Source organism: Chromobacterium subtsugae (genome assembly GCF_035919665.1).
GTDB lineage: Bacteria > Pseudomonadota > Gammaproteobacteria > Burkholderiales > Chromobacteriaceae > Chromobacterium > Chromobacterium subtsugae.
This window is the reverse complement of the sequence record NZ_CP142381.1, coordinates 216,032-239,432: the sequence shown is the minus strand read 5'-3', so window position 1 is coordinate 239,432 and position 23,401 is coordinate 216,032. Positions and strand designations below refer to the sequence as shown.

Below are 23,401 nucleotides of genomic sequence, written 5' to 3'. Positions count from 1 at the left end.
TACGGGTTGGGTTCTTGCTGGCCGCGCTGCTGGCCGCCGGCTTGTCGTGGCGGCAGTCCCGGCTGCCCGCCGACTGCTTCTGGCTGAGCCGCGCAGCCTGTCTGGCGCGCCTTGGCGCCGGCATGGACAAGCAGATTAGCGAGGTTTGGAGCAGCGGCCAGCGGCATGGCAGCGCGCAGTTGCTGCTGGCGCGCGACGGCCGCTACCAGATTTATTCGCTGCGGGACGATGTCGACGGCGGCATCGATGTGGCTGAGGCTGGTCGCTGGCAAGAAGTGAACGCCGAACTGACGCTGAGGCCGCTGCTGGGCGGCGCAGGCGCGGCGCGCTGGCATCGGCAGTGCCACCAGGGGCGCTATTATCTGGCTCAATTCCCCCATCCGACGGACATGGCGCGCCAAATGCGGGCCTGGGGTGAGGATCGCTCGGGTTTGCCCCCGGCTCCGCCCAGTGCGAAGCCGGACGCAACAGCGCTGTGGCAGGGCGGCCAGACCAGCGCTTGTCCGATATGACTCAGGCTGCCGCGCTATTTTTCTTGCTGTGTTCTCTCCGTCCTATTGAAATCGAAAGCCATTTGAATGTCGGGACCAAAAGGCATTTTGCCGAAGGCGGCTGTCGCCGCCTTGCTCTTCGTTGTTTGCTGCGCGCTGTGTGCCTGCCGGCCGAATGCGCAAGTCCGCAGGGATAGCGTCAATCGTGAAGCTGAAGAACTGAGCCGCAAACTACCAGAAGAGGGCAGCCAAATCTGGCTGTACTACGGTTTGACGGTGATACAGCAGCGGCTGACGCTGGCCGCCAATGGCTATTACGCTTGGGAGTCGGCGTCCGATGACGGCGGCGCGCCGCCGCCGGATCGCGATTATGGCCGTTGGCGCGAGGAAAAGGATCAATTGGTATTGGTTTCGCAATTTGACGGCGGCGAAACGCGTTTGCAGGCGGGGTGCCGCGATGGCGAGTTTGTCTGGCTATATGGTTATGCCGACGAGGAACCCGCCTGGCATGGCAATGGCGAACACTCCTGTTCGGAAATCCAGCATCCCGCTAAATCCGATAAACCCTTGGCATTCCGATGAACGCCATTGAGCCGGGCAGGCGTTCGCTGTATTGGAAGACATTGCGATATTGGAGAAAACCGCATGAAGCAACGGATTTGGCTGGTTTGGCTGCTGGGCCTGCCATGGGCGGCGCAGGCGGCGGTGCAGAGCGATACGCGCTGTTTTGTCTCCGCCAACGGCGGCAAGCCCATCCACCTGCAATTCACGACGGTGGGCGACGCCGATGCCGACTGGACGGCGGCTTATGTGCGCTATGGCAAGCGCGGCAAAGCGATTACCTTGGTATGGCTGCGCACCGAGCAAGAAGAAATGGCTGAGGGGCGACCCTATCAATTTACCGACGAATGGCTGGAAATCGTCGATGGCCGCATCAACGGCCGTTACACGACTATCCATCAGGGCGCCAATTATTACGGCTTTCATTACCGCGGCGCCAATGGCCGCGACATAGATTTCGACGAGGATCTGGGCGCGCGCGCCGCATCGCAACACGCATGCAAGTATTAGCGCAGGCGCCGGGATGTGGATAACTGCGAAAGCCGCTGGCGGCTGTGGATAAGCGGCGGGCAAGACCCGGCGCCGCCGCCGGACCCTGCGCTGTTACGGCTTGGGTTTTACGCGTTTTTCGGCGGCTTTGCGAACCTTGTCGCCGTCGAACAGCACGGCGCCCTGCTTGCGGCCTTCGGCGCTGAACGTCACCCGCAGTTGGCCGTTTTCCAGCTTGGCGGTGGCATTCGTGCCGGGGTTGAAGTCGCCCAGATCATATTTCTTGACGCTGCCGCCCTTGCCGATGGCGATCAGCGCGAAGCGCTGCGACACGCAGCCGCTGCCGCCGCAGTCGCTGCTGACCAGCACCACGTCGCGGTCTTGCAGCGCATAGCTGCTGCCGCCTTGCAGGTAGACGGAGTTGTCGGAGTCGGAGTAGATGGTTTTCTTGCCCAGGCGCAGCTCGATCCGGTCTTCGTCGGACACCACGCCATAGCGGGTTTTGATGGTTTCGGCGCCGGCTTGGTGGCAGACGGCCAACAGGCCCAGCAGCAGGGAGAGCAGAGTCTTTTTCATGGCGGCTTCGCAAATGAGGATATGGCCGCGATTTTGCCATGCGGCGCCCTGCCATCCAATTTACCTATTCACATTGCCGGATAAATGCTTTTGAGTTATCGGCTCAGCTGATCGGCTCCAGGTAGTCCAGATGCGGGATGCGCAGCGCCATCTCGCGGCGGATGCGGTCGCGCAGCGCTTGCAGTTGCTCCCGCTTGTCGCCGCTGAACAAGCCGGGCGCGGTCCAGAAAACATCGAAACGGACTTCCCGGCTGGAAACGAAGTGGTAATACAAGTTGGCGCGCGGCTCGCCGCCGACGTATTGGCCATCGCTGGCTGCCGGGTCGCAGCGCAGGCATTGCAGCTGGAACGCTTGCGCCGCCGCGTTGAACGCCTCTATCGCCTTGGCGCGGTCAAGATCGGCGGATTCGGCGCGGCTGCGGATGCCGTATTTCTGATTCAGTTGCGGCGCCGATGTCGCGACGCAGGCGAGCAAAGCGGCCAGCGCCAAAGGCGGGGTCAGCCAGCGCCGCGCCGCCGGCGCGGACAGTGCCAGCCGCTCGCGGCGCTCGAAGGCCAGCCGGCACAGCGGCAGCACCGCCAGCGCCAGCAGGTCGCCGTAATCGACGGTGCGGGACAGGGCAAAGGGCAGCCACGCGTTGACGGCGGCGATGGCGGGGCCGGACAGCGGGCTTTTCCACCACAGCCAGGCCAGCGTGATGGCGGCGCTGGTCGCGGCGAAGCGGCGCGGCCACAGCGCCTGGGCCAGCAGGCCCGCCAGCGCCAGCCCGGCGCAGTCGGACAGCTTGCCGCTGAGCCAGCCCGGATGGGCGGACTTCAGCCACCAGTCGTTGGCCAGCAGCAGGCATAAGGCGATCAGGAAAGGCCAGCCGGCTATCACGGCGGAGAGTCGTCGAAGCATGGGAAAATCCAGATGGGAGAGGCGGCGGCGATAGAGCCAGCTTGGCTGCGGCCGACGCTCAGTTGATCGGTTCCAGGTAGTCCAGGCCGGGGATGCGCTGCGCCATCTGGTAGCGGATGCTGTCGCGCATCGCTTCCAGCCGCTCGCGCTCGCCGCCGTTGAATACGCCGGGCAACACGGTCCAGATGTCGAAACGCACTTCCTGGTTCGAAGAAAACTGGTAGCGCAGCAGCACGCTGTGTTTGCCGCCGCCTTCGTAAACGCCCTTGTCCAGCGCTGGATCGCAGCTTTCGCAGCGCAACTGGTATTGCGCCGCCACCGCGTTCAGCGCTTCCACGACCTTGACGCGGTCCATCCGCGCGGCGCTGGCGCGGCTGCGCACGCCGTACTGCTGGCTGTACGGCACGGCGGACGCGGCGCAGGCCAGCACGGCGGCCAACGCCAGGGGCGGCGCCAGCCAGCGCCGCGCCGCCGGCGCGGACAGTGCCAGCCTCTTGCGCCGGACGACGGCCAGTCGGCATAGCGGCAGCACCGCCAGCGCCAAGAGGTCGCTGTAGTCGACGGTGCGGCCGATGCGGTACGGCGCCAGCGCGTTGAAAGTCTCGATCGCGGAGCTGGAGCAGGCGCTTTTCCACCAGAGCCAGGCTGCCGCCAGGCCGGCGCAGATCTCGCCGAAACGGCGCGGCCAGGCCGCCAGCAGCACGATGCCGGCCAGCGCCAGCCCGGCGAAGTCGGACAGCTTGCCGCTGAGCCAGCCCGGATGGGCGGCTTTCAGCCACCAGTCGTTGGCCAGCAGCAGGCATAGGGCGATCAGGAAGGGCCAGCCGGAGACGGCGGCGGCGAGGCGTTTGCGCATGGAACAGGCCGGGGAAGGTGGTGGGCGCGACATTTTAACAGCCGCGCGGCCCGGCGGTCCGGAACCCGCTACACTCAGGGTGCGGGCCGGCGTCGCCCGGCGCCGGGCCGTTTTGGGGGAGGGCGAATCATGGAATGGCTGAACCGCGAAAGCCTGCTTGGCCTGATGGAGGATGTGGAGGCGGAGGACCCGATAGACTACGCCGATCTGCCGTTCGACGAACGCAATCTGCGCGAATTGATCGTCGATTCGTTGCTGGAGCGCGAGTTGGTGTTCCGCGCCGAGGAGCCGGACGCCTCGCGGCGGATGCTGGTGTATCTGGCGGCCACCGCGCGGCTGACGCTGGAAAACATGGTGCTGCACGCGCGCCTGCTGCGCGCCGGCCGCGCCGAAGACTGAAACCCGCGCCGCCATTCCAGATTCACGGTCCAATTCAATGGCTTATGACGTATGACATTTGAGATTGTTATGGTCCGCATGGTCTATTCCGCGTAGAATCCAGCGCTTGCGCGGCGCAGCAGCTTTGCCGCCGACGCTGTTTTCCCGGCATATAAACCATAAAGAATCGTGATGAAAAAAATACTCGCGCTGTCCGCTTGCGCGCTGGCCCTGAGCGGCTGCAGCGCCATGACCACCATGAGCAGCTCCGCGCCCAAGGGCGCGGTTTCCATCTATCAGCGCCAGCAAGTGACCACGCTGGATTTGCCCAAGACCGAAACCTATCCCACCACCAGCTTCGGCAACTATGAATTCAAGGCCACCGGCGAAGGCAAGCAGCCGCTGTACGGCTTGCTGCCGTTGAAGTTCAACGGCGGCTATGTGGCCGCCGACATCCTGTTCTTCGCCCCGGCGCTGTTCTTCAACCTGCGCGAAGTCTACCCGCTGTACGATTTCGACTTGGACAAGGGCGTGGTGCGCTACCGCCTGAAGGACACCGACAACTGGACCGAGTACAAGCCGACGCAGCCGGAAGCCGAACGCGCCCGCAGCCATATCGACTTCGCCGCCTCCCAGCCGGCGGCCGAGGCCGCGCCGGTCAAGACCGGCAGCAACTGATTCGCCTGGCCGGCGGACGTTCCCGCGGAACGGACCGCCGGCGGTTTTCTCCTTTCCCTTCCTCTCCCCGTCTTTCGACATCTCCCGATACACATATGGCATAGCGTCGATTACACTGGCGCATTCCCACCCTCCCGAGCAAAGGCATTGCCATGCTGCGTATTCTCGGCCGTACCAGTTCCATCAATGTGCGCAAGGTGTTGTGGACCTGCCACGAGATCGGCATCGACTACCAACGCGAAGACTGGGGCCGCGGCTTTCAGCCCACCAGCAGCCCGGAATTCCTGGCGCTCAATCCGCATGGGTTGATCCCGGTGGTGGTGGACGGCGATACCGTGCTGAGCGAATCCAACACCATCTGCCGCTACCTGGCCGCCAAGCACGGCCGCCACGACCTGTTGCCGCAAAACCCGGCCGCGCGCGCCCAGGTGGAGCGGTGGATGGACTGGCAGGCCGCCGATCTGAACCCCGCCTGGATATACGCCTTCCACGCCCTCAGCCGCAACAGCCCCGACCACCAGGATCCGGCGAGCATCGCCGCCAGCGTGGCGGCGTGGAAAAAGCAGATGGCGGTGCTGGAGTCGCAACTGGGCGATGGATGGATATGGGGCGATGCGTTCACCTTGGCCGACATCTCGCTGGGCCTGTCGGTGCAGCGCTGGCTGTTGACGCCGTTCGACAAGCCGCGGTTGCCGGCGGTGGAGGCTTATTACCAGCGGCTGCGCCAACGCCCGGCCTACCTTACCCACGGCAGCGACGGCGTGGCCTGAGGCCGGCCGAGGCCCGATGCCAGACAAGGAGACAAACCATGTCGGACAAGCAATGGAATGAAGTGGACGATTATTTCAGCCGCAGCCTGGTCCAGCAGGACGCCGCGCTGGAAGCGGCGCTGGCCGACAGCGCCGCCGCCGGCCTGCCGGCCATCAACGTGGCGCCCAACCAGGGCAAGTTTCTCCATTTGCTGGCGCGCATCCACGGCGCGCGGCGGATTCTGGAGATCGGCACGCTGGGCGGCTACAGCGCCATCTGGCTGGCGCGGGCGCTGCCGGCGGACGGCCGGCTGGTGACGCTGGAGTACGATCCCAGGCACGCGGAAGTGGCCGCCGCCAACCTGGCGCGCGCCGGCCAGGCCGCCAAGACGGAGATCCGCCAGGGCGCGGCGCTGGATAGCCTGGCGCAGCTGATCGCGGAAGGCGCGGCGCCGTTCGACCTGATCTTCATCGACGCCGACAAGCCCAACAATCCGCATTACCTGGAAATGGCGCTGCGGCTGTCGAGGCCGGGCACCGTGATCGTCGGCGACAACGTGGTGCGCCAGGGCGAGGTGGCCAACGCCGGCAGCGTCGACCCGGCGGTGCAGGGCACGCGCCGCTTCATCGAGCTGCTGGGCGCCAATCCGCGCCTGTCCGCCACCGCGCTGCAGACGGTGGGCGGCAAGGGTTACGACGGCTTCGCGCTGGCGATTGTGGAGGCCTAGGCGAGCACATTGGCCGCCATGTAGTCGATGAAGGCGCGCAGCTTGGGCGGCATCCGCGGCGTGGCCGGCCACAGCAGGTAGAGATTGCCGCTGCGCCGCACCGCCGGCGCGTCCAGCCTGAGCAAGGCGCCGGACGCGAGCTCGCGGTGGATGGAGAAATCGGGCAGGCAGGCGATGCCCATGCCGCGCGCGGCCAGCTCGATCAAGGCCTCGCCGGTATTGCATATGGCCTTGGACGCATTGCGCAGGCGCGCCCATGACGAACCGGAGGCTTACACGAATCCCACCAATGAGGCTGGTGGAGTGACAGCCCCGTAACGCGGCTTGGCCGCAGGCGATACACGCGGCTCCCCAATAAACCGCCGCGCGCTACAGCTGGCGAGCCACAGCCAGCTCGCCCGGCCGCCCCAGGTAATAGCCCTGATATAGCTCGACGCCCAGCGCGCGCATCGCTTCCAGCTGCTCGGCGGTTTCGATTCCTTCGATCAGCATGCGGCTGCCGATCTGCCAGCCGAATTCCAGCAGCGCCGGCAGCCGGCTGGTTTCGCCGGCCATGTGATCGAGCAGCAGGCTGCGGTCTATCTTGATGATGTCCGGGGACAGCTCGCCCATCTTGTCGCGGCGGGCGGGCAGCGCGCCGAAGTCGTCCACCGCCAGGCCGAAGCCCATTTCCGCCGCGTGGCGCATGCCGTTCAGCAGCGGCTGGCCGTGGTGTTCCACCTCGAACTCCGGCAGCTCGAAGATCACGCCGCCGCTGTCCAGCTCCACGCTTTGCAGCATATTGTTCAACAGCGGCAGATGGGTGCGGCCGCTCTGGTCCTGCTGCACGGTGGCGGGCATCAGGTTCAGGCACAGGCAGCCGCTCTGGCCGCTTTGGGCGAAGTTGCGCACGTGGATCAGCCGCGCCAGGCGGTCGGCCTCCAGCGCCATCTCCGGCGCTTGCGCGGCGAGAAAGCGGTCGGGCGCGTGCCATTCGCCGCCCTCGTCCACCACGCGCAGCAGCGCCTCGTGGCCGAACAGGCTGCCGCCCTTGTAGAAAATGGGCTGGAACGCGCTCAACAGGCGGTAGCCGGCCAGGCTGGCGCAGTAGCGGCCGGAAGCGTCGCGGTACAGCATGCTGCCCGCCTGCGCGCCGAGAGTGGGCTGCATCGCGCACCTGCCTGGGAGAGAGGACGATGTTTCAGCATAGCAAAAACACCTAGCGAAATGAGAACCGCTAATGAAAGCTTGCAGAGTATCCGGCCCTGCGCGCGGGCCGGCGGGCCTCATTCCGCGATGTGCAGCTGGGTGCCGGCCTCCTGCATCAGCCGGGCGATGGCCGGCGGCACCGGCTTGTCGGTGAACAGCGCGGCGATCTGGTTCAGCCGGCCCAGCTCCACCAGCGCCGGGCGGTCGAACTTGCTGTGGTCGGCCGCCAGGAACACCTGGCGCGACTGCTGGATGATGGCCTCGGTGGTGCGCACTTCGCGGTAGTCGTAGTCGCGCAGCGTGCCGTCGGATTCGATGCTGGACACGCCGATGATGCCGTAGTCGACGCGGAACTGGCGGATCATCTGCACTGTCGCCTCGCCGGTCAGGCCGCGGTCGCGTTTCCTCAGCGAGCCGCCCAGCACGATGACTTCGCAGTCCGGGTAATCGCACATCTGCTCGGCCACGTGCAGATTGTTGGTGATCACCCTGAGGCCGCGGTGGCGGTGCAGCGCCTTGGCCACTTCCTCGGTGGTGGTGCCCAGATTGATGAACAAGGACGCGTTGTCCGGGATGTGGCGAACCAGGCTGGCGGCGATGCGGCGCTTTTCCTCTATGCACAGCACCTGGCGCGCCTGGTAGGCGACGTTTTCCACGCTGGATAGCACGCTGGCGCCGCCGTGGTAGCGCTGCAGCTGCTGGTGCTCGGCCAGCAGCGCGATGTCGCGGCGTATGGTCTGGCGGGTGACGGCGAAATGCTCGGCCAGCTTCTCCACGCTGACATAGCTGTCGCGCCTGACCATGTCCAGCAGTTCTTGTTGTCTTTGATTCAGGATCAGCATGCTAGTTGGATTCTCCCTTTGCCGGGAATTGTAAGCGATTTGCTCTAATCGATCAGCGCCCGCGCCGCGTCGGCGATGGCGAGGCAGCTGGTCAGGCCCGGCGATTCGATGCCGAACAGGTTGACCAGTCCCTTCGCGCCGTGGACTGCCGGCCCCTGGATCACAAAGTCGGCGTCCGGCTGGCCGGGGCCGGCGATCTTGGCGCGGATGCCGGCGTAGCCGGGCGACAGCGCGCCGTCCGGCAGTTGCGGCCACCAGGCGCGCACCGCGCAGTAGAAGGCGTCGGCGCGCGCCGGGTCCACCCGGTAATCGACGCCGTCCAGCCATTCCACGTCCGGGCCGAAGCGCGCCTGGCCGGAGAGGTCCAGCGTCAGGTGGCTGCCCAGGCCGCCGGCCTCCGGCAGCGGATAAATCAGCCGCGAGAACGGCGCGCGGCCCTGCAGCGAGAAATACACGCCGCGCGCGTAATGGGCCTGCGGAATCGCCGCGGCGGACAGGCCCGCGAGGGAGCGGGCGACATCCGGCGCGAACAGGCCGGCGGCGTTGACTACCCGGCTGGCCAGGATTTCCATGCCGGCGACGCGCAATACGATGCCGTCCGGCGTAATCTCGCCGCTCTCCAGTGGCGATTCCAGCGCCAGCTGCGTGCCGGCCGCCTCGGCGTCGCCCAGCAGCGCCAGCATCAGCGCGTGGCTGTCGACGATGCCGGTGGACGGCGACAGCAGCGCGGCGGCGCAATCCAGCGCCGGCTCCAGCGCGCGGGCCTCGTCCGCCGTCAGCCGTTGGATGTCGGCCACGCCGTTGGCGCGCGCTTGCTTTTCCAGCGCGGCCAGTTTGGCCAATTGGCCGCCGTGGCTGGCGACGATCAGCTTGCCCAGCCGCTGGTGCGGTATGGCGCGCTCGGCGCAGTAGCGGTACAGCGCATCGCGGCCGGTCACGCACAGCTTCGCCTTCAGGCTGCCGGCCGGGTAGTACAGGCCGGCGTGGATCACCTCGCTGTTGCGGCTGGACGCGTGCTGGCCTATCGCCTGCTCCGCCTCGACGATCACCACTTCGCGGCCGGCCTCGGCCAGCGCCTTGGCGACGGCCAGGCCCACCACGCCGGCGCCGATGACCACGGTATCGATTCTGTCCATATCGTTTCCTTATCAGGCCGGACGCAGCGCGCGGCGCATGGCGATGCGCTGCCGCAGGCCGGCTGCGCTTTCCGCCGCCAGCCGCGCGGCCAGCGCCGAGCCGGCCGCCGGCGCGTGCTCGGCGTAGCCGTGGCGGCGGTAAAACGGCGCGTTCCACGGCAGGTGGGCAAAGGTGGTCAGCGTGACGGCGGCGAAGCCGGCGCCTTCGCCGTGGGCGGCGACTTGCGCCAGCAGCGCGGCGCCGATGCCGCGGCGCGCGTGCGCCGGGTCGACGTCCATTTCGGCCAGATGCAGCTGGCCGTCGACGATTTCGGCCATGGCGAAGCCGACGGCGCGGCCGTCTCGCTGCGCCGTCCATAGCAGGCCGGCGTCGGCGGCCGCGCGCAGCGCCGCCTCGGGCAGCGTGCGCGCGCGCAGCGCCAAGGGCAGGTCGGCCGGAGAAAACAGCCGCGCGGCCAGGCTTTCTATCTCGGCCAGGCGGGAAAAATCGGCGCTTCGGGCCGGGCGGATGACGAGATCGGCAGTCAGCATGGGCTCCTCAATTGTTCGGCGGCCAGTTGCCCCAGCCGGGCGATGGCCTGTTGTTGCGCCGCGTCCCAGGGTTGGCCGAAGTTCAGCCGCAGGCAATGGCGAAAGCGCGGCTCGGCCGAGAACAGCATGCCGGGCGCGAAGCTGATCGATTCTCGCAGCGCCGCCTCCAGCAGCCGGCCGCTGTCCAGGCCCTCCGGTCCTTCCACCCACAGCAATAGTCCGCCTTGCGGCCGCCGCAGCCGGGTGCCGCGCGGAAAGGCCGCCAGCACCGCGTCGGCCACTTGCTCCATTTGCCTGGCCAGCTGGCTGCGCAGGCGCTGGCTGATGCGGGCGTAGTCGCCGCTGGCCAACAGGTCGCTCAGCGTGCCCAAGAGCAGCGCCGGGCTGACCAGGCTGCTGCTGGCGCGCAGCCGTTCCAGCGCGGCGTGGTGGCGGCCGCCGGACAGCCAGCCCAGCCGGAACGACGGCGCCAGGCTCTTGGTGAACGACGCGCAGTAGATCACGTCGCCGTCGCGGTCCCAGGCTTTCAGCGGCGTCGGCCGCGCGTCGCCGAAATGCAGCTCGCCGAACACGTCATCCTCGATGATGGCCACGCCGTGGCGGCGCGCCAGCGCCAATAGCCGCTTTTTATTGTCGTCCGGCATCAAGGCGCCGGTGGGATTCTGGTAATTGGTCACCGTTACCAGGCAGCGCACCGGCGGGCCGTATTGCAGCGCGAACTCCAGCGCCTCCAGCGACAGGCCGGCGTCCGGCGTGCAGGGAATCTCCAGCGCCTTCAGCCCCTGCGCCGCCAGCGTCTGCAGCAGGCCGAAATACACCGGCGTTTCCACCGCCACCGTGTCGCCGGGGCGGGCCAGGTGGCGCAGCGCCAGGCTGATGCCTTCGGTGATGCCGTTGCAGAACAGGATTTCGTCCGACGGTATCGCCAACTGCCAGCCGGCGGCCAGCTGGCGCAGTTGCTCGCATAGCCGGTCGTGCTGGCTGGCCGGCAGATAGGCGCCGATCAGCTCCGGCCGCTGCTGCAACGCGTTTTGCAGCCGGCGCGCCAGCTCCGCCGACGGGTACAAACTGTGGTGGGCTTCGGCCATGTGCAGCTGCACCGCCACATTGGAGGCGGACAAGGCCACCAGCTGCGACATGCGGCTGTCCACCTGCACCAGCGTGGCCGGCGAGGGCAGCGCCTTGTCCGGCTTGCCGGCGGCCGAGGCCGGCGGCAGCGCGGCGAAGAAGCCGGCGCGCGGCCGCGCCACCACCCGCTGCCGCTGTTCCAGCCAGCGGTAGGCGGCCAGCGCGGTCAGGCTGTTGACGCCATGGCTTTCGGCCAGCTGGCGCACCGAGGGCAGCCGGCTGCCGGGCGGAAACTCGCCGGCGTCGAGCCGGGTCTGCAGTTGGCGGGCGATGTCCTGGTATTGCGGCATGGGCTTAGTCGACGATGAACAGCTTGGCGCCTTGCGGCGCGCGGGAACGGTGGGCTTCGCCGTGGTCCGCCACCTGGTAGCTCATGCCGGGCTTGAGGATGAAGACGCGGCCGTCGTCCAGTTCGGTGTGCAGTTCGCCCTCCAGGCACAGCAGGATATGGCCCTTCTCGCACCAGTGGTCGGCCAGGTAGCCCGGCGTGTATTCCACCATCCGCACCCGGATGTCGCCGAACTGGCGGCTGCGCCAGTAGGCGCGGCCTTGTTCGCCAGGGTGTTCGGCGGCGGGAATATCCGCCCAGTCGGTGACGCCGAAGGGAATGCCGCTCAGCTGCATGCAAGTCTCCTGTGGGAGTGACTGTTATATAGAACAGATAAGCCGCAGCATAAACTGTTTGGCCCGGCTGTGGGAGCGCGCGCTGCGCCGGCCGTGGCACGCTGGCGACATTGGTTTTCATCAGGAGAGTCGCCATGTGGCAAACCTTGCGGCGCGACGCCGCCCCCTCCGCCTTGCTGGCCGCCGTTCTGGCGCTGTTGGTCGGCTTTTCCGGCCCGTTTCTGATCATCGTCCACGCCGCGCAGTCGGCCGGGCTGTCGCAGGCGCAGCTGGCGTCCTGGGTGTGGGCGGTGTCCATCGGCTCCGGCGCGGCCGGGCTGTGGCTGAGCCTGCGTTGGAAAACGCCGGTGATCGCCGCCTGGAGCACGCCGGGCGCTGCGCTGCTGCTGGCCGGCCTGCCCGGCGTGCCGTATCCGGAGGCGGTGGGCGCCTTCCTCGCCGCCGCCGCCATCGTCACGCTGGTGGGCGCGAGCGGCTTGTTCGACCGGCTGATGGCGCTGTTCCCGCCGGCGCTGGCGGCGGCCCTGCTGGCCGGCATCCTGTTTCATTTCGTCGGCGAAGTGGTGGCCGAGGCGGCCAGCCATCTGGGCCTGGTGCTGACGATGGCGGCGCTGTTCTTCATCGGCCGCCGCTGGTTTCCGCGCTGGGGGCTGCTGGCCGCCATCGCCGCCGGCGCGGCCTTGTCGGCGGGCGAGCTGCACGCGCCGGCGGCCGGCGCCCTGTCCATCGTCGCGGTGCCGCTGTTCACCTGGCCGGCGTGGTCATGGTCCGCTTTCATCAACCTGGCCCTGCCGCTGGCGCTATTGGCGCTGACCAGCCAGTTCCTGCCCGGCATGGCGGTGCTGCGCGCCTTCGGCTACCAGGTGCCGGCGCGCTCGCCGGTGACCGCGCTGGGCTTGGCCTCGGTGCTCACCGCGCCGTTCGGCGGCCATGGCGTGACGTTGGCCGCCATCATCGCCGCCATCTGCACCGGGCCGGAGGCGCATCCGGACCGCAGCCGCCGCTATGTGGCCGGCGTGTTCTGCGGGCTGATCTACATCGTCATGGGCGCGCTGGGCGGCGCGCTGGCGGCGCTGGCGCTGGCCCTGCCCAAGGCGCTGCTGGTGACCGCGGCCGGCCTGGCGCTGTTCGGCACGCTGGCGTCGTCGCTGGGCGCGGCGCTGGCCGATGCCGAGCATAGGGAGTCGGCGCTGCTCACCTTCGTGGTGGCGGCTTCCGGCGTCAGCTTCGCCGGCCTGGGCGCGCCCTTGTGGGCGATGCTGGCCGGCGGCCTGCTGTGCCGGCTGTTGACTCCGGGCAAGTCCCCGGCGCAAAAGGCGGAAACGGCGGCGGCGCGCTAGGGTGGGCAGCTGGCCGGCCGGCGCGGCGCGTGATAAGTTAGGCGGTTGTATACAATATCATCCGCGCGACGACCCGCCGCATCGCGCGCTCAAGGAGAAATGCATGTTCGCCCCTTCCGTCTATGCCCAGCGCCGCGCCCGTCTGCAAGCTTCCGGCCTGTCCGGCCTGCTGCTGTTCGTCGGCAACGTCGATTCGCCGATGAACTACCACGACAACACCCTGCCCTTCGTGCAGGACTCCAGCTTCCGCTACTTCTTCGGCCTGAACGAGCCGGGCCTGGCCGGCGCCATCGACGCCGACAGCGGCGAAGCGACGCTGTTCGGCAATGACCCGGACGTGGCCGACATCGTCTGGACCGGCCCGCTGCCGTCCCTGGCCGAGCGCGCCGCCAAGGTGGCGCTGTCGCGCAGCCGTCCGTACGCCGAGCTGGCCCAGGCGGTGGCCGAAGCCCGCGCCGCCGGCCGTCCGGTGCGCTACCTGGCGCCTTACCGCGGCGAGACGCTGATCGAGATGGGCCGCCTGCTGGACACCCATCCGGCGCAGGTGAAGGCGGGCTTCTGTCCCGAGCTGACCCGCGCGGTGGTGGCGCTGCGCGAGATCAAGGGCGCGGAAGAGATCGCCGAGATGGAAGCCGCGCTGGGCGTCACCCACGCGATGCACATCGCCGCGATGCAGAACGCCAAGCCCGGCGTGGTGGAATACCAGGTGGTGGGCATCATGGAAGGCATCATGCGCCGCCATGACTGGCAGCTGGCCTACCCGTCCATCTTCTCCAAGCGCGGCGAAGTGCTGCACAACCACCACCACGACCACGTGCTGCAGCAGGGCGACCTGGTGCTGAACGACACCGGCTGCGCCAGCGGCGGCGGCTACGCCAGCGACATCACCCGCACTTTCCCGGTGGGCGGCAAGTTCTCCACCCGCCAGCGCGAGCTGTACGACATCGTGCTGGAGATGCAGGAGGCCGCCATCGCCGCGGTCAAGCCTGGTGTCAAATACCAGGACATCCACAAGCTGTCCGCCGCGGTGATGGTGGAGCGGATGGCCGCGCTGGGCTTCTTCCAGGGCGACGTCGACGCCATCGTCGAATCCGGCGCCTACGCCATCGCCTTCCCGCACGGACTGGGCCACCAGATCGGCATGGACGTGCATGACATGGAAGCCCTGGGCGAAGACCTGGTGGGCTACGGCGACGGCACCGAGCGCAGCAAGCTGTTCGGCCTGGGCTACCTGCGCCTGGGCAAGACGCTGAAGGCCGGCATGGCGCTGACGGTGGAGCCGGGCGTCTACTTCATCCCGGCGCTGATCGAAGCCTGGGAAAAGGAGGGCCGCCACAGCCAGTTCATCAACTTCGCCAAGTTCCGCGAATACGCCGACTTCGGCGGCATCCGCATCGAGGACAACGTGCTGGTGACCGAAACCGGCAGCCGCGTGCTGGGCGAGCCGATCCCGAAGACGGTGGACGAAGTGGAAGCGGTGATGGCCGTATAAGCCACCCGGCTCCGCGGCGAGAAACGCCCCGCGATGCGGGGCGTTTCTGCGCCCGGCCTGCGGATTGACCGGCCGGCCGCGATGGCGACACAATGACGCCAGTCTATTTCGCGCCGGCCGCCATGACCCACCCGCCGCTCCCTGCGCTCCATCCGCCGCCGCCCGGCCTGGCCGCGCTGTTGGGCGACATGCTGGACATCGCGCTGCCCGGCGGCCCGCTGCTGCTGCCGGCCACCCTGCACCCGATGCTGCTGTTCATCGCCGGCGGCGACATCCATTTGGCCAAACACGGCGCGTTGGCGCCGGCCGGCTTGTTGGGCGGCAGCGCCGGCGTCAGGCTGCTGGCGGCCTCGCCCGGCGCCCGCATCCTGATGGCCTGGCTCAAGCCTGGCCAATTGCCGCGCTTGTTCGGCATCGCCGCCGGCGAGATATTCGACGCCTACCTGCCCTTGGACAGCCTGCTGCCGCCGGCTTGGCTGTCGCCGCTTGGCGATGCCGTTGGCGACGACTCGCTTCCGCGGGCGCAGGCGCTGCTGAGCCGCCTGGCTGGCCGGCACGGCCAGCGCGCGCCCACGCTGGCGCTGCCGGCCGACTGGCCCCGGCGCAGCGCGGATGAGCTGGCCGCGCATTTCGGCCTCAGCCTCCGGCAGTTCGAACGCCGCTTCCGCGCCGGCGCCGGCCAGAGTCTGCGCGCCTTTCGGCCGCAGGCGCGGCTGAACCGCTTATTGCTGCACGCCCGCTGGACGCCGTCGCCTGACTGGGCCGATGTGGCCGCCGCCGCCGGCTACGCCGACCAGGCCCATCTGCACCGCGATTTCGTCCGCTTCGCCGGCCGCACGCCGTCGGCCTATGTCCAGGGACTGGGCGACGACCCGGCGCTGCGGCTGTACCGCTTGCCCAGAGAGGCTATTCTGCGGATGTGCGCCGAACCCGGCCTGCGCGCCTGACGCGCGTCGTTTCGCTTCAAGACGGCCCCGCCGCGGTTCGGCATGCTGTGCTCATCTCTAGCCAGGGAGGCCTCCATGTCTGTCCATCACGATTTTTCCGCCATTCCGCCGCTAACCGACGCCGCCAGCCGCTATCCCTGGCAAGACTGCTGCAGCGTCCCGCTGCCGCCCGATGCGCCGGCGGCCGACGCCGCCGACTTGTTGCGCGCCTTTTCCCGCGCGATGCCGCCCTGGGCCCGCGCGCTGATGCGGCTGCGCGACCGGCTGGTGTCGCCGCTGGGCCTGAAGATTGACCAAACCAACCACACTGGCGGGGCGCCGGTCGAGCCCTTCCATGTCGGCCAGCAACTGGGCGTGTTCCGCGTGCTGTACCTGGGCGAGCGCGACGCGGTGCTGGGCGAGGACGACCGCCATCTAGATTTCCGGCTGGTGTTGCAGTGGCGGCCGGGGCGTTTGCACGTGAGCACGCTGGTGCGGCCGCATAATGGCTTGGGGAGGACGTATCTGGCGCTGGTGACGCCGTTTCATCATCTTATTGTGGCCGCGAGCATGAAGAGAATGGCCGAGGCATTGGGGTGAGATGCTAGGGCGCGTCGCCCCTGCGGGGGGAAGCGCCTTGCAGATGAGATCGAACCGGCGTGGCCATGCCCCCTGCGCGCCACCCACAGGCTATCCAAAGGCTATCCAGAAGTTACCCACCACTTTATCCACAGCCTTGCGCCGGCCAGCGCCGCGCAATGACAAACAGGCCGCCGGAGTGCTCCGGCGGCCTGTCGCATGGGGCTGGGGGGCGGGTTTAGCCGCGCGCCAGTTGGGTCGCTTCGCGCGCCAGCTGGGTGATGCGGCCCCAGTCGCGGGCGGCGATGGCGTCGTCCGGCGTCAGCCAGCTGCCGCCCACGGCCAGCACGTTCGGCAGCGCCAGGTATTCCGGCGCTTTCTTGATGTCGATGCCGCCGGTTGGGCAGAAGCGCAGGTCCGGGAAGGGGCTGGCCAGCGACTTCAGCAGCTTGACGCCGCCCACCGCCTCGGCCGGGAACAGCTTCAGCGTGTTGAAGCCTTCGTCTTGCGCCCACATCGCTTCGGACGGGGTGGCGATGCCGGGGATCAGCGTCAGCTGCGACGCGCGCGCCGCCGAGGCCAGCTCGGCGGAGAAGCCGGGGCTGATGCCGAACTGCGCGCCGGCGTCCACCGCCGCTTCCAGTTGGGCGCGGTTGCGCAGCGTGCCGGCGCCGACGATGGCTTCCGGCACTTCGTCGCGCATGCGGCGCATCGCCGCCAGCGCCGCCTTGGTGCGCAGCGTCACTTCCAGCACCTTGATGCCGCCGTCCACCAGCGCGCGGGCCAGGTCCACCGCCACCGCGGCGTCGTTGACGATGATCACCGGAACCACCGGGCCCTGGCGCAGTACAGTCAAAGCATCCATGTATTTCTCCTGTTGGCGGGCGGCGCTTGGTCCGCGCCGCCTTGCTGAATCATGCGGGCCGGGCTCAGTTCCAGGCCGGGTGGCGGAAGCTCATCGCGCCGGCCTCGGCTTCGTCGGCCGTGTGGCGGAAGCCGGCGAACAACTCGCGGCCCATGCCGTATTCATTGTGCGACAGATCGGCCTGAACCTGTTCGCGCGCCGCCCATTCGGCGGCGTTCACCAGCGCGGCCAGCTCGCCGGTATGCGCGTCGACGCGGATCAGGTCGCCGTCGCGCACCTTGCCGATGGCGCCGCCGGACAGCGCTTCCGGCGACACGTGGATGGCGGCCGGCACCTTGCCGGACGCGCCGGACATGCGGCCGTCGGTCACCAGCGCCACCTTGAAGCCGCGCTCCTGCAGGATGGTCAGCGCCGGGGTCAGCTTGTGCAGCTCCGGCATGCCGTTGGCGCGCGGACCCTGGAAGCGGATCACCGCGACGAAGTCTTTTTCCAGCTCGCCGCGCTTGAACGCCGCCAGCATGTCGTTCTGGTCGTGGAACACTACCGCCGGCGCTTCCACCACGCGGTGTTCCGGCTTCACCGCTGACACCTTGATCACCGCGCGGCCGATATTGCCGGCCATCAGCTTCAGGCCGCCGTCGGCGGAGAACGGGTTGGAAGCCGGGCGCAGCACGCTGTCGTCGCCGCTGATCGCCGGCGCGTCGCGCCATTTCAGCTCGCCGTTGTCCAGCCACGGCTCACGGGTGTAATGCGACAGGCCGCGGCCCATCACCGTGCCCACGTCTTCGTGCAGCAGGCCGGCGGCCAGCAGTTCGCGGATCACGAAGCCCATGCCGCCGGCGGCGTGGAAGTGGTTCACGTCGGCCTTGCCGTTGGGGTAGGCGCGCACCAGCAGCGGGATGACGGCCGACAGTTCGTCGAAATCGTCCCAGTTGATGTCGATGCCGGCGGCGCGGGCGATGGCGACGATGTGCATGGTGTGGTTGGTGGAGCCGCCGGTGGCCAGCAGGCCGACGATGGCGTTGACGATGGATTTCTCATCGATCATCTCGCCCACCGGGGTGAACTGCTCGCCCTGGGCGGCGATCTTGGCGGCCTGGACGGCGGCGGCGCGGGTCAGCGCCTCGCGCAGCGCGGTGTTAGGGTTGACGAAGGCGGCGCCCGGCAGGTGCAGGCCCATGATCTCCATCAGCATCTGGTTGGAGTTGGCGGTGCCGTAGAAGGTACAGGTGCCGGGGCCATGGTAGGACTGGCACTCCGATTCCAGCAGCGCGTCGCGGCCCACCTTGCCCTCGGCGTACAGCTGGCGCACCTTGGCCTTGTCGTCGTTGGCGATGCCGGTGGTCATCGGGCCGGCCGGGACGAACAGCGCCGGCAGGTGGCCGAAGGTCAGCGCGCCTATCATCAGGCCGGGCACGATCTTGTCGCACACGCCCAGGTAGAGCGCGGCGTCGAACATCTGGTGGCTCAGCGCCACCGCGGTGCTCATGGCGATGACGTCGCGGCTGAACAGCGACAGCTCCATGCCGGCCTGGCCCTGGGTGACGCCGTCGCACATCGCCGGAACGCCGCCGGCGAATTGGGCGGTGGCGCCGGCCGCCAGCGCGGCTTCTTTCAGCCAGGCCGGGAAGGCCTGCAGCGGCTGGTGGGCCGACAGCATGTCGTTGTAGGAAGACACAATCGCCAGATTGGGGCGGTGCTCTTCCTTCAGATGGATTTTCATATTGTCCGGCATCGCCGCGAAGGCGTGGGCCAGATTGGTGCACGACAAATGGGCCCGCTCCACCCGGCCCTGCTGGGCGGCGGCGCGCGCGCGCGCGAGATAGGCGCTGCGGCGCGCTTGGCTGCGCTGGACGATGCGGTCGGTAACGGCGGACAGGGTGGGATGCAAGGCCATGATGACGTTCCGTGATGAATTGAAGCCGATAGTAGTTTTACTACACGCAAAATGCAAGGCGCGCTACGCGCCGCCGACGGCGGCCTAGCGTGACTATCCGCTTTCCCGCTTGAGATTTCCAGCGGAATTTCCCGATTGTTGAGCCAGGGCAAAAGGTGTTGCAAAAGCGGCCACTTGCGGGGTTCCGGCATAGACAGCGCGGTATCGAATGGTAATATAACTACATCTAATACACTTCGAGATGGAAGATCAGGATGGAGACCCGTTCTACCCCTACCCCGGCCTTCGACATGGTGCTGTTCGGCGGCGCCGGCGATCTGGTGATGCGCAAGCTGCTGCCCTCGCTGTACCAGGCGCACGCCGCCGGCCTGCTCAACGAGCAGGGCCGCATCCTGGCGCTGGGCCGCAAGGACCTGAGCCGCGACGACTACCTGGCTTCCGTCGAGAAACAATCCCGCATCCACATCAAGAGCCACTTCGACGACGCCGCCTGGCAAAGCTTCTGCGCCCGCATCGACTACCTGAAGGTGGACGCCTCGCAGGCGGCCGACTTCCCGGCGCTGGCGGAAAAAGTCGGCGGCGACAGCGGCAAGGTGGTGGTCTGTTACCTGGCCACCGCGCCCAATCTGTTCGCCGGCATTTGCGACAACCTGGCGGCGGTGGGGTTGAACCGCCCCAATGTGCGGGTGGTGCTGGAAAAGCCGCTGGGCACCGATCTGGAGTCGTCCAACGAGATCAACGACGACGTCGCGCGCTTCTTCAAGGAAGAGCAGCTGTACCGGATCGACCACTATCTGGGCAAGGAGTCGGTGCAGAACCTGATGGCGATCCGCTTCGCCAACGCGCTGTTCGAGCCGCTGTGGCGCCGCGAGTGGATACACGACGTGCAGATCACCATCTCCGAGGAGCTGGGGGTGGGCAGCCGCGGCGATTTCTACGACGGCACCGGCGCGCTGCGCGACATGGTGCAAAACCACCTGCTGCAGCTGCTGTGCATCGTGGCGATGGAGCCGCCGGCCAATATGGAAGCCGACGCGGTGCGCGACGAGAAGCTGAAGGTGCTGAAGGCGCTGCGGCCGTTCACCGAGCAGGACGTCGCCGCCAAAACCGTGCGCGGCCAGTACAAGGCCGGCGCCATCGGCGGCCAGCCGGTGGTCGGCTACCAGGACGAGAACGGCATCCCGGCCGGCAGCCAGACTGAAACCTTCGTCGCCCTCAAGGCCGAGATCGACAACTGGCGCTGGGCCGGCGTGCCCTTCTTCCTGCGCACCGGCAAGCGGATGCAGGAGCGGCTGGCCGAAATCGTCATCAATTTCCGCGACGTGCCGCACCAGCTGTTCACCGGCCCGATGGGCGGCAGCCACACCGCCAACCGGCTGGTGATCCGCCTGCAGCCGGAGGAAAGCATCCGCCTGTACTTCCTGGCCAAGGAGCCCGGCGACACCATGCGCCTGCAGCCGGCCTACCTGGACCTGGACTTCTACAAGGCCTTCAAGGTGCGCCGCGCCGACGCCTACGAGCGCCTGCTGCTGGACGTGATCCGCGGCAAGCTGGCGCTGTTCATGCGCCGCGACGAGCTGATCGAAGCCTGGCGCTGGGTGGAGCCGATCATGGATACCTGGAGCCGCAGCAACAACGCCCCGCCCAAGCAGTACACCGCCGGCAGCTGGGGCCCGGCGGCCTCCAGCGCGCTGCTGTCGCGCGACGGCATAGGCTGGCACGAGGAGTGTTGAGGCAGGGCGGAAGCCTCCAAAGGGGGCGTTCCGCCTTTTTCATCTTCATCGCCGAACATGGCGGAGCGCCCGCATGGCGGGCTTCCGCCTTACGAAAACACCGCCAGGACGGAAAATCCGCATAGCCGTTTTCCGCCCTGGCAAGCCACAACCGAGGTACGCGTATGAACTGGTTGGAATTCCCCGACGCCGCGCAGCAAACCGACGCGCTGGCCAACAGCGTGGCTTCGCGGCTGTCCGCCGCGATAGCCAGCCGCGGCCAGGCGGTGCTGGCGGTGTCCGGCGGCAAGTCGCCGATCCCGTTTTTCCAGCTGCTCAGCGAGATGGCGATAGACTGGTCGCGCGTCACCGTCACCCTGGTGGACGAACGCTTCGTCGCGCCGGACCACCCGGACAGCAACGCCGGCCTGGTGCGGCAACACCTGCTGCGAAACCGCGCCGCGCCGGCGCGCTTCTTGCCGCTGGTGCGCGCCGCCGCCGACATCGACGCCGAAGTGGCGGCCGATTGCCATGAATTCATCGCGCCCGACGTCGCGGTGCTGGGCATGGGCGAGGACGGCCACACCGCCTCGCTGTTCCCCGCCGCCGCCGAACTGGCCGCCGGCCTCGACCCGGCAGGCAGCCGCCCGCTGCTGGCGGTGACGCCGCCGGCCGCGCCGCACCGCCGCGTGTCGATGAGCTACGCCGCGCTGCTGCAGGCCGGCTGCCTGATCCTGTCGATCCAGGGCGCGAAAAAGCGCGAGGTGCTGGAAGCCGCCGCCCGCGGCCGCGACGACGCGCTGCCGATCAGCCATTTCCTGGCCCAGGACAAGGCGCCGCTCGATGTCTACTGGTCTGCCTGAAGCCTGGCCGCGGCTGCTGGCCGACATCGGCGGCAGCAACGCCCGCTTCGCGCTGGAAACCGGCCCCGGGGTGATAGAAGACATCCTGGTGCTGGCCAACGCGCAGTACCCGACGCTGGAAGACGCGCTGAAAAGCTATCTGGCCCAGGTGGGCGCGCGCCGCGTCGCCCACGCCGCCATCGCCATCGCCAATCCGCTGAACGGCGACTGGGTGGCGATGACCAACTGCCACTGGGCGTTTTCGATCGAGGCCACCCGCCAGGCGCTGGGCTTCGCCACCTTGCTGCTGCTCAACGATTTCACCGCGCTGGCGCTGGCCCTGCCCGGGCTGCCGCGCGCCGAGCTGGAGCAGATAGGCGGCGGCGCGGCCCGCGCCGACGCGCCGCTGGCGCTGATCGGCCCCGGCACCGGCCTCGGCATGTCGGCGCTGGTGCCGCATGCCGGCGGCTGGCGCGCGCTGTCCGGCGAAGGCGGCCACGCCTCGTTCGCGCCGGCCGACGAGCGCGAAGCCGGCATCTGGCGCTACGCCGCCGCGCGCTTCGGCCATGTCTCCTATGAGCGGCTGCTGTCCGGCCCCGGCCTGGAATTGCTATACCAGGCGCTGAGCGCGCGCGACGGCGAAAGCGCCGAGCCGCGCGGCGCGGCCGAAATCAGCGCGCTGGGCTTGTCGGCGCGCTGCCTGCGCTGCCGCGAAGCGCTGGAAATCTTCTGCGGCATCCTCGGTTCGGCGGCCGGAAACCTGGCCTTGACCCTCGGTGCCCATGGCGGGGTATATATAGGTGGTGGTATTGTGCCGCGTCTGAGCGGTTTTTTTGAACAATCCCCATTTCGCCGCCGTTTCGAGGACAAGGGACGGATGTCGGCCTATCTCGCCGCCATCCCGGTTTATCTGATTACCAGCGCCTACCCGGCCCTGCCGGGCGTGGCCGCCCATCTGGCGGCCCATCTGGCGTCGCGCAGCGACCATGCCCCGGTGGATGCCTCCACCCCTCCTCGAGGCGGCTTTGCAGGAGACATGCATGCTTGATCGCATCCGAGGCCAACTGGAGACGCTGTCTTCGGCCGAGCGCAAGGTGGCCGAGCTGGTGCTGGAACAACCCTACACCGTGATCCAGGCCGCGGTGGCCGACATCGCGCGCAACGCCGGCGTCAGCCAGCCCACCGTGATCCGTTTCTGCCGCACCGTCGGTTGCTCCGGCCTGCCCGACTTCAAGCTGAAGCTGGCCGGCAGCCTGGTGACCGGCGTGCCCTACGTCCACTCCAGCGTGCGTCCGGAGGACCCGACCTCGGAAATCGTCGCCAAGGTGTTCGACAACACCGTGTCGGCGCTGCTCAAGTGCCGCAACGACGTCAATCCGCAGGCGATAGAAGCCGCGGTGCGGCTGCTGACCGACGCCAACCGCATCGAATTCTACGGCCTGGGCAACTCCGGCATCATCGCCGCCGACGCCCAGCACAAATTCTTCCGCTTCGGCATTCCCACCGTCGCCTATTCCGACACCCACATCCAGATGATGGCGGCGTCGGTGCTGGGGCCGGAGGACGTGCTGGTGGCCATTTCCAGCTCCGGCCGCACCATGGAGCTGCTGGAAGCGGTGGACGTGGCCATCGCCGCCGGCGCCAAGGTGATCGCGCTGACCACCAGCGGCTCGCCGTTGGCGCGCCGCGCCACGGTGTCCTTGATCGCCGACACGCTGGAAGACAATGAAACCTATAGCCCGATGATCTCGCGCATCGTGCACCTGGTGCAGATCGACATCCTGGCGGTGAGCGTGGCGCTGCGCCGCGGCCCGGGCCTGATCCGCCAGCTGGAAAAGACCAAGCACAGCCTGAAGAACCGCAGGCTGGACAATAGACAACCGGAATAGGAC

The 23,401-nt window shown here is 68.0% G+C and carries 27 protein-coding genes; 15 read left to right on the top strand and 12 right to left on the bottom strand.

Translation table 11 applies throughout. From position 1 onward, the window contains the following. Positions 1–14 precede the first annotated feature (14 nt). The 3 genes from U6115_RS01155 to U6115_RS01145 all read left to right on the top strand — a co-directional run bounded on the left by U6115_RS01155 (position 15) and on the right by U6115_RS01145 (position 1,562). Positions 15–512, top strand: a complete 498-nt coding sequence (locus U6115_RS01155; protein ID WP_043574848.1) for a hypothetical protein — start codon at positions 15–17, stop codon at positions 510–512. Between the two features lie 66 nt (positions 513–578). After that, the gene (locus tag U6115_RS01150) at positions 579–1,073 is read left to right on the top strand and encodes a hypothetical protein (RefSeq protein WP_146008399.1); all 495 of its coding nucleotides are present in this window, start codon (positions 579–581) and stop codon (positions 1,071–1,073) included. 63 nt (positions 1,074–1,136) lie between these two features. Further along, positions 1,137–1,562, top strand: coding sequence for a hypothetical protein (locus U6115_RS01145; RefSeq protein WP_043574845.1), 426 nt, complete (start codon positions 1,137–1,139; stop codon positions 1,560–1,562). A 93-nt stretch (positions 1,563–1,655) separates the two neighbouring features. On the opposite strand, the gene U6115_RS01140 is transcribed toward U6115_RS01145, so the two are convergent. The 3 genes from U6115_RS01140 to U6115_RS01130 form a co-directional block, all read right to left on the bottom strand. Next, positions 1,656–2,117: a hypothetical protein gene (locus tag U6115_RS01140; RefSeq protein WP_043574842.1), complete on the bottom strand. Its 462-nt coding sequence runs from the start codon at positions 2,115–2,117 to the stop codon at positions 1,656–1,658. A gap of 103 nt (positions 2,118–2,220) precedes the next feature. Continuing rightward, the gene (locus tag U6115_RS01135; RefSeq protein ID WP_146008400.1) at positions 2,221–3,018 is read right to left on the bottom strand and encodes a hypothetical protein; all 798 of its coding nucleotides are present in this window, start codon (positions 3,016–3,018) and stop codon (positions 2,221–2,223) included. Positions 3,019–3,076: 58 nt separating this feature from the next. Then, the gene (locus U6115_RS01130; RefSeq protein ID WP_043573017.1) at positions 3,077–3,874 is read right to left on the bottom strand and encodes a hypothetical protein; all 798 of its coding nucleotides are present in this window, start codon (positions 3,872–3,874) and stop codon (positions 3,077–3,079) included. 129 nt (positions 3,875–4,003) lie between these two features. On the opposite strand from U6115_RS01130, the gene U6115_RS01125 reads away from it, so the two are divergent. The 4 genes from U6115_RS01125 (at position 4,004) to U6115_RS01110 (ending at position 6,407) form a co-directional block, all read left to right on the top strand. Further along, complete coding sequence (locus tag U6115_RS01125; protein WP_043573013.1) at positions 4,004–4,273, top strand: hypothetical protein; 270 nt, start codon at positions 4,004–4,006, stop codon at positions 4,271–4,273. Positions 4,274–4,444: 171 nt separating this feature from the next. Then, positions 4,445–4,930, top strand: a complete 486-nt coding sequence (locus tag U6115_RS01120; protein WP_047237011.1) for a hypothetical protein — start codon at positions 4,445–4,447, stop codon at positions 4,928–4,930. A 152-nt stretch (positions 4,931–5,082) separates the two neighbouring features. Then, the gene (locus tag U6115_RS01115; RefSeq protein ID WP_043573011.1) at positions 5,083–5,700 is read left to right on the top strand and encodes a glutathione S-transferase family protein; all 618 of its coding nucleotides are present in this window, start codon (positions 5,083–5,085) and stop codon (positions 5,698–5,700) included. A gap of 38 nt (positions 5,701–5,738) precedes the next feature. After that, positions 5,739–6,407, top strand: a complete 669-nt coding sequence (locus U6115_RS01110; RefSeq protein ID WP_043573008.1) for an O-methyltransferase — start codon at positions 5,739–5,741, stop codon at positions 6,405–6,407. Here U6115_RS01110 and U6115_RS01105 read toward each other — a convergent pair. The 7 genes from U6115_RS01105 to U6115_RS01075 form a co-directional block, all read right to left on the bottom strand. Continuing rightward, entirely contained in the window at positions 6,404–6,655 is a 252-nt protein-coding gene (locus U6115_RS01105) for a LysR substrate-binding domain-containing protein (protein ID WP_080509523.1), read from the bottom strand. The two genes, U6115_RS01110 and U6115_RS01105, sit on opposite strands and share 4 nt — an antisense overlap. A gap of 121 nt (positions 6,656–6,776) precedes the next feature. Continuing rightward, on the bottom strand, positions 6,777–7,556 hold the full coding sequence (locus U6115_RS01100) for an EAL domain-containing protein (protein WP_043573006.1): 780 nt from the start codon (positions 7,554–7,556) through the stop codon (positions 6,777–6,779). A 116-nt stretch (positions 7,557–7,672) separates the two neighbouring features. After that, positions 7,673–8,437 carry a DeoR/GlpR family DNA-binding transcription regulator gene (locus U6115_RS01095; RefSeq protein ID WP_043573004.1) on the bottom strand — a complete coding sequence of 255 codons (765 nt, stop codon included), beginning with the start codon at positions 8,435–8,437 and terminating at the stop codon, positions 7,673–7,675. Positions 8,438–8,481: 44 nt separating this feature from the next. Beyond that, positions 8,482–9,573: an NAD(P)/FAD-dependent oxidoreductase gene (locus U6115_RS01090; RefSeq protein WP_043573000.1), complete on the bottom strand. Its 1,092-nt coding sequence runs from the start codon at positions 9,571–9,573 to the stop codon at positions 8,482–8,484. 12 nt (positions 9,574–9,585) lie between these two features. Then, positions 9,586–10,104: a GNAT family N-acetyltransferase gene (locus U6115_RS01085; RefSeq protein WP_043572999.1), complete on the bottom strand. Its 519-nt coding sequence runs from the start codon at positions 10,102–10,104 to the stop codon at positions 9,586–9,588. Further along, the gene (locus tag U6115_RS01080) at positions 10,098–11,522 is read right to left on the bottom strand and encodes an aminotransferase-like domain-containing protein (RefSeq protein ID WP_043572997.1); all 1,425 of its coding nucleotides are present in this window, start codon (positions 11,520–11,522) and stop codon (positions 10,098–10,100) included. Before U6115_RS01080 ends, U6115_RS01085 begins: the two co-directional genes overlap by 7 nt. Positions 11,523–11,526: 4 nt before the next feature. Next, on the bottom strand, positions 11,527–11,856 hold the full coding sequence (locus tag U6115_RS01075) for a DHCW motif cupin fold protein (protein WP_043572995.1): 330 nt from the start codon (positions 11,854–11,856) through the stop codon (positions 11,527–11,529). A 134-nt stretch (positions 11,857–11,990) separates the two neighbouring features. Between U6115_RS01075 and U6115_RS01070 the strand changes: the two genes are divergently transcribed. The 4 genes from U6115_RS01070 to U6115_RS01055 all read left to right on the top strand — a co-directional run bounded on the left by U6115_RS01070 (position 11,991) and on the right by U6115_RS01055 (position 16,214). Then, the gene (locus U6115_RS01070; RefSeq protein WP_043572992.1) at positions 11,991–13,196 is read left to right on the top strand and encodes a benzoate/H(+) symporter BenE family transporter; all 1,206 of its coding nucleotides are present in this window, start codon (positions 11,991–11,993) and stop codon (positions 13,194–13,196) included. 103 nt (positions 13,197–13,299) lie between these two features. After that, positions 13,300–14,688, top strand: coding sequence for an aminopeptidase P family protein (locus U6115_RS01065; RefSeq protein ID WP_043572989.1), 1,389 nt, complete (start codon positions 13,300–13,302; stop codon positions 14,686–14,688). A gap of 92 nt (positions 14,689–14,780) precedes the next feature. After that, entirely contained in the window at positions 14,781–15,635 is an 855-nt protein-coding gene (locus tag U6115_RS01060; protein WP_043572986.1) for a helix-turn-helix domain-containing protein, read from the top strand. 75 nt (positions 15,636–15,710) lie between these two features. Next, complete coding sequence (locus tag U6115_RS01055; RefSeq protein WP_052257940.1) at positions 15,711–16,214, top strand: DUF2867 domain-containing protein; 504 nt, start codon at positions 15,711–15,713, stop codon at positions 16,212–16,214. 217 nt (positions 16,215–16,431) lie between these two features. Here U6115_RS01055 and U6115_RS01050 read toward each other — a convergent pair whose 3' ends face one another. Continuing rightward, positions 16,432–17,058 (bottom strand): bifunctional 4-hydroxy-2-oxoglutarate aldolase/2-dehydro-3-deoxy-phosphogluconate aldolase, encoded by a 627-nt coding sequence (locus tag U6115_RS01050; protein ID WP_043572982.1) that lies wholly within the window; start codon positions 17,056–17,058, stop codon positions 16,432–16,434. 64 nt (positions 17,059–17,122) lie between these two features. After that, positions 17,123–18,955 carry a phosphogluconate dehydratase gene (gene edd, locus U6115_RS01045; RefSeq protein WP_043572979.1) on the bottom strand — a complete coding sequence of 611 codons (1,833 nt, stop codon included), beginning with the start codon at positions 18,953–18,955 and terminating at the stop codon, positions 17,123–17,125. A 254-nt stretch (positions 18,956–19,209) separates the two neighbouring features. Between edd and zwf the strand changes: the two genes are divergently transcribed. The 4 genes from zwf (at position 19,210) to hexR (ending at position 23,398) form a co-directional block, all read left to right on the top strand. Continuing rightward, entirely contained in the window at positions 19,210–20,688 is a 1,479-nt protein-coding gene (zwf, locus tag U6115_RS01040) for a glucose-6-phosphate dehydrogenase (protein WP_043572976.1), read from the top strand. Positions 20,689–20,852: 164 nt separating this feature from the next. Continuing rightward, positions 20,853–21,530 (top strand): 6-phosphogluconolactonase, encoded by a 678-nt coding sequence (gene pgl / locus U6115_RS01035; RefSeq protein WP_043572973.1) that lies wholly within the window; start codon positions 20,853–20,855, stop codon positions 21,528–21,530. After that, the gene (locus tag U6115_RS01030; RefSeq protein ID WP_043572971.1) at positions 21,511–22,557 is read left to right on the top strand and encodes a glucokinase; all 1,047 of its coding nucleotides are present in this window, start codon (positions 21,511–21,513) and stop codon (positions 22,555–22,557) included. The genes pgl and U6115_RS01030 overlap by 20 nt, the downstream gene beginning before the upstream one ends. After that, positions 22,550–23,398 carry a transcriptional regulator HexR gene (gene hexR / locus U6115_RS01025; protein ID WP_043572968.1) on the top strand — a complete coding sequence of 283 codons (849 nt, stop codon included), beginning with the start codon at positions 22,550–22,552 and terminating at the stop codon, positions 23,396–23,398. Before U6115_RS01030 ends, hexR begins: the two co-directional genes overlap by 8 nt. Positions 23,399–23,401 lie beyond the last annotated feature (3 nt).

What these genes read in the sequence shown, in the direction of transcription:
- U6115_RS01145 (WP_043574845.1), top strand. Translation starts at nt 1,137, where the DNA reads ATGAAGCAACGGATTTGGCTGGTTTGGCTGCTGGGCCTGCCATGGGCG.
- U6115_RS01135 (WP_146008400.1), bottom strand. Translation starts at nt 3,018, where the DNA reads ATGCTTCGACGACTCTCCGCCGTGATAGCCGGCTGGCCTTTCCTGATC.
- U6115_RS01080 (WP_043572997.1), bottom strand. Translation starts at nt 11,522, where the DNA reads ATGCCGCAATACCAGGACATCGCCCGCCAACTGCAGACCCGGCTCGAC.
- U6115_RS01130 (WP_043573017.1), bottom strand. Translation starts at nt 3,874, where the DNA reads ATGCGCAAACGCCTCGCCGCCGCCGTCTCCGGCTGGCCCTTCCTGATC.
- U6115_RS01085 (WP_043572999.1), bottom strand. Translation starts at nt 10,104, where the DNA reads ATGCTGACTGCCGATCTCGTCATCCGCCCGGCCCGAAGCGCCGATTTT.
- U6115_RS01120 (WP_047237011.1), top strand. Translation starts at nt 4,445, where the DNA reads ATGAAAAAAATACTCGCGCTGTCCGCTTGCGCGCTGGCCCTGAGCGGC.
- U6115_RS01075 (WP_043572995.1), bottom strand. Translation starts at nt 11,856, where the DNA reads ATGCAGCTGAGCGGCATTCCCTTCGGCGTCACCGACTGGGCGGATATT.
- U6115_RS01115 (WP_043573011.1), top strand. Translation starts at nt 5,083, where the DNA reads ATGCTGCGTATTCTCGGCCGTACCAGTTCCATCAATGTGCGCAAGGTG.
- U6115_RS01065 (WP_043572989.1), top strand. Translation starts at nt 13,300, where the DNA reads ATGTTCGCCCCTTCCGTCTATGCCCAGCGCCGCGCCCGTCTGCAAGCT.
- U6115_RS01095 (WP_043573004.1), bottom strand. Translation starts at nt 8,437, where the DNA reads ATGCTGATCCTGAATCAAAGACAACAAGAACTGCTGGACATGGTCAGG.
- U6115_RS01030 (WP_043572971.1), top strand. Translation starts at nt 21,511, where the DNA reads ATGTCTACTGGTCTGCCTGAAGCCTGGCCGCGGCTGCTGGCCGACATC.
- U6115_RS01140 (WP_043574842.1), bottom strand. Translation starts at nt 2,117, where the DNA reads ATGAAAAAGACTCTGCTCTCCCTGCTGCTGGGCCTGTTGGCCGTCTGC.
- zwf (WP_043572976.1), top strand. Translation starts at nt 19,210, where the DNA reads ATGGAGACCCGTTCTACCCCTACCCCGGCCTTCGACATGGTGCTGTTC.
- U6115_RS01050 (WP_043572982.1), bottom strand. Translation starts at nt 17,058, where the DNA reads ATGGATGCTTTGACTGTACTGCGCCAGGGCCCGGTGGTTCCGGTGATC.
- U6115_RS01125 (WP_043573013.1), top strand. Translation starts at nt 4,004, where the DNA reads ATGGAATGGCTGAACCGCGAAAGCCTGCTTGGCCTGATGGAGGATGTG.
- edd (WP_043572979.1), bottom strand. Translation starts at nt 18,955, where the DNA reads ATGGCCTTGCATCCCACCCTGTCCGCCGTTACCGACCGCATCGTCCAG.
- U6115_RS01060 (WP_043572986.1), top strand. Translation starts at nt 14,781, where the DNA reads ATGACGCCAGTCTATTTCGCGCCGGCCGCCATGACCCACCCGCCGCTC.
- U6115_RS01070 (WP_043572992.1), top strand. Translation starts at nt 11,991, where the DNA reads ATGTGGCAAACCTTGCGGCGCGACGCCGCCCCCTCCGCCTTGCTGGCC.
- U6115_RS01150 (WP_146008399.1), top strand. Translation starts at nt 579, where the DNA reads ATGTCGGGACCAAAAGGCATTTTGCCGAAGGCGGCTGTCGCCGCCTTG.
- U6115_RS01110 (WP_043573008.1), top strand. Translation starts at nt 5,739, where the DNA reads ATGTCGGACAAGCAATGGAATGAAGTGGACGATTATTTCAGCCGCAGC.
- U6115_RS01055 (WP_052257940.1), top strand. Translation starts at nt 15,711, where the DNA reads ATGTCTGTCCATCACGATTTTTCCGCCATTCCGCCGCTAACCGACGCC.
- hexR (WP_043572968.1), top strand. Translation starts at nt 22,550, where the DNA reads ATGCTTGATCGCATCCGAGGCCAACTGGAGACGCTGTCTTCGGCCGAG.
- U6115_RS01100 (WP_043573006.1), bottom strand. Translation starts at nt 7,556, where the DNA reads ATGCAGCCCACTCTCGGCGCGCAGGCGGGCAGCATGCTGTACCGCGAC.
- U6115_RS01090 (WP_043573000.1), bottom strand. Translation starts at nt 9,573, where the DNA reads ATGGACAGAATCGATACCGTGGTCATCGGCGCCGGCGTGGTGGGCCTG.
- pgl (WP_043572973.1), top strand. Translation starts at nt 20,853, where the DNA reads ATGAACTGGTTGGAATTCCCCGACGCCGCGCAGCAAACCGACGCGCTG.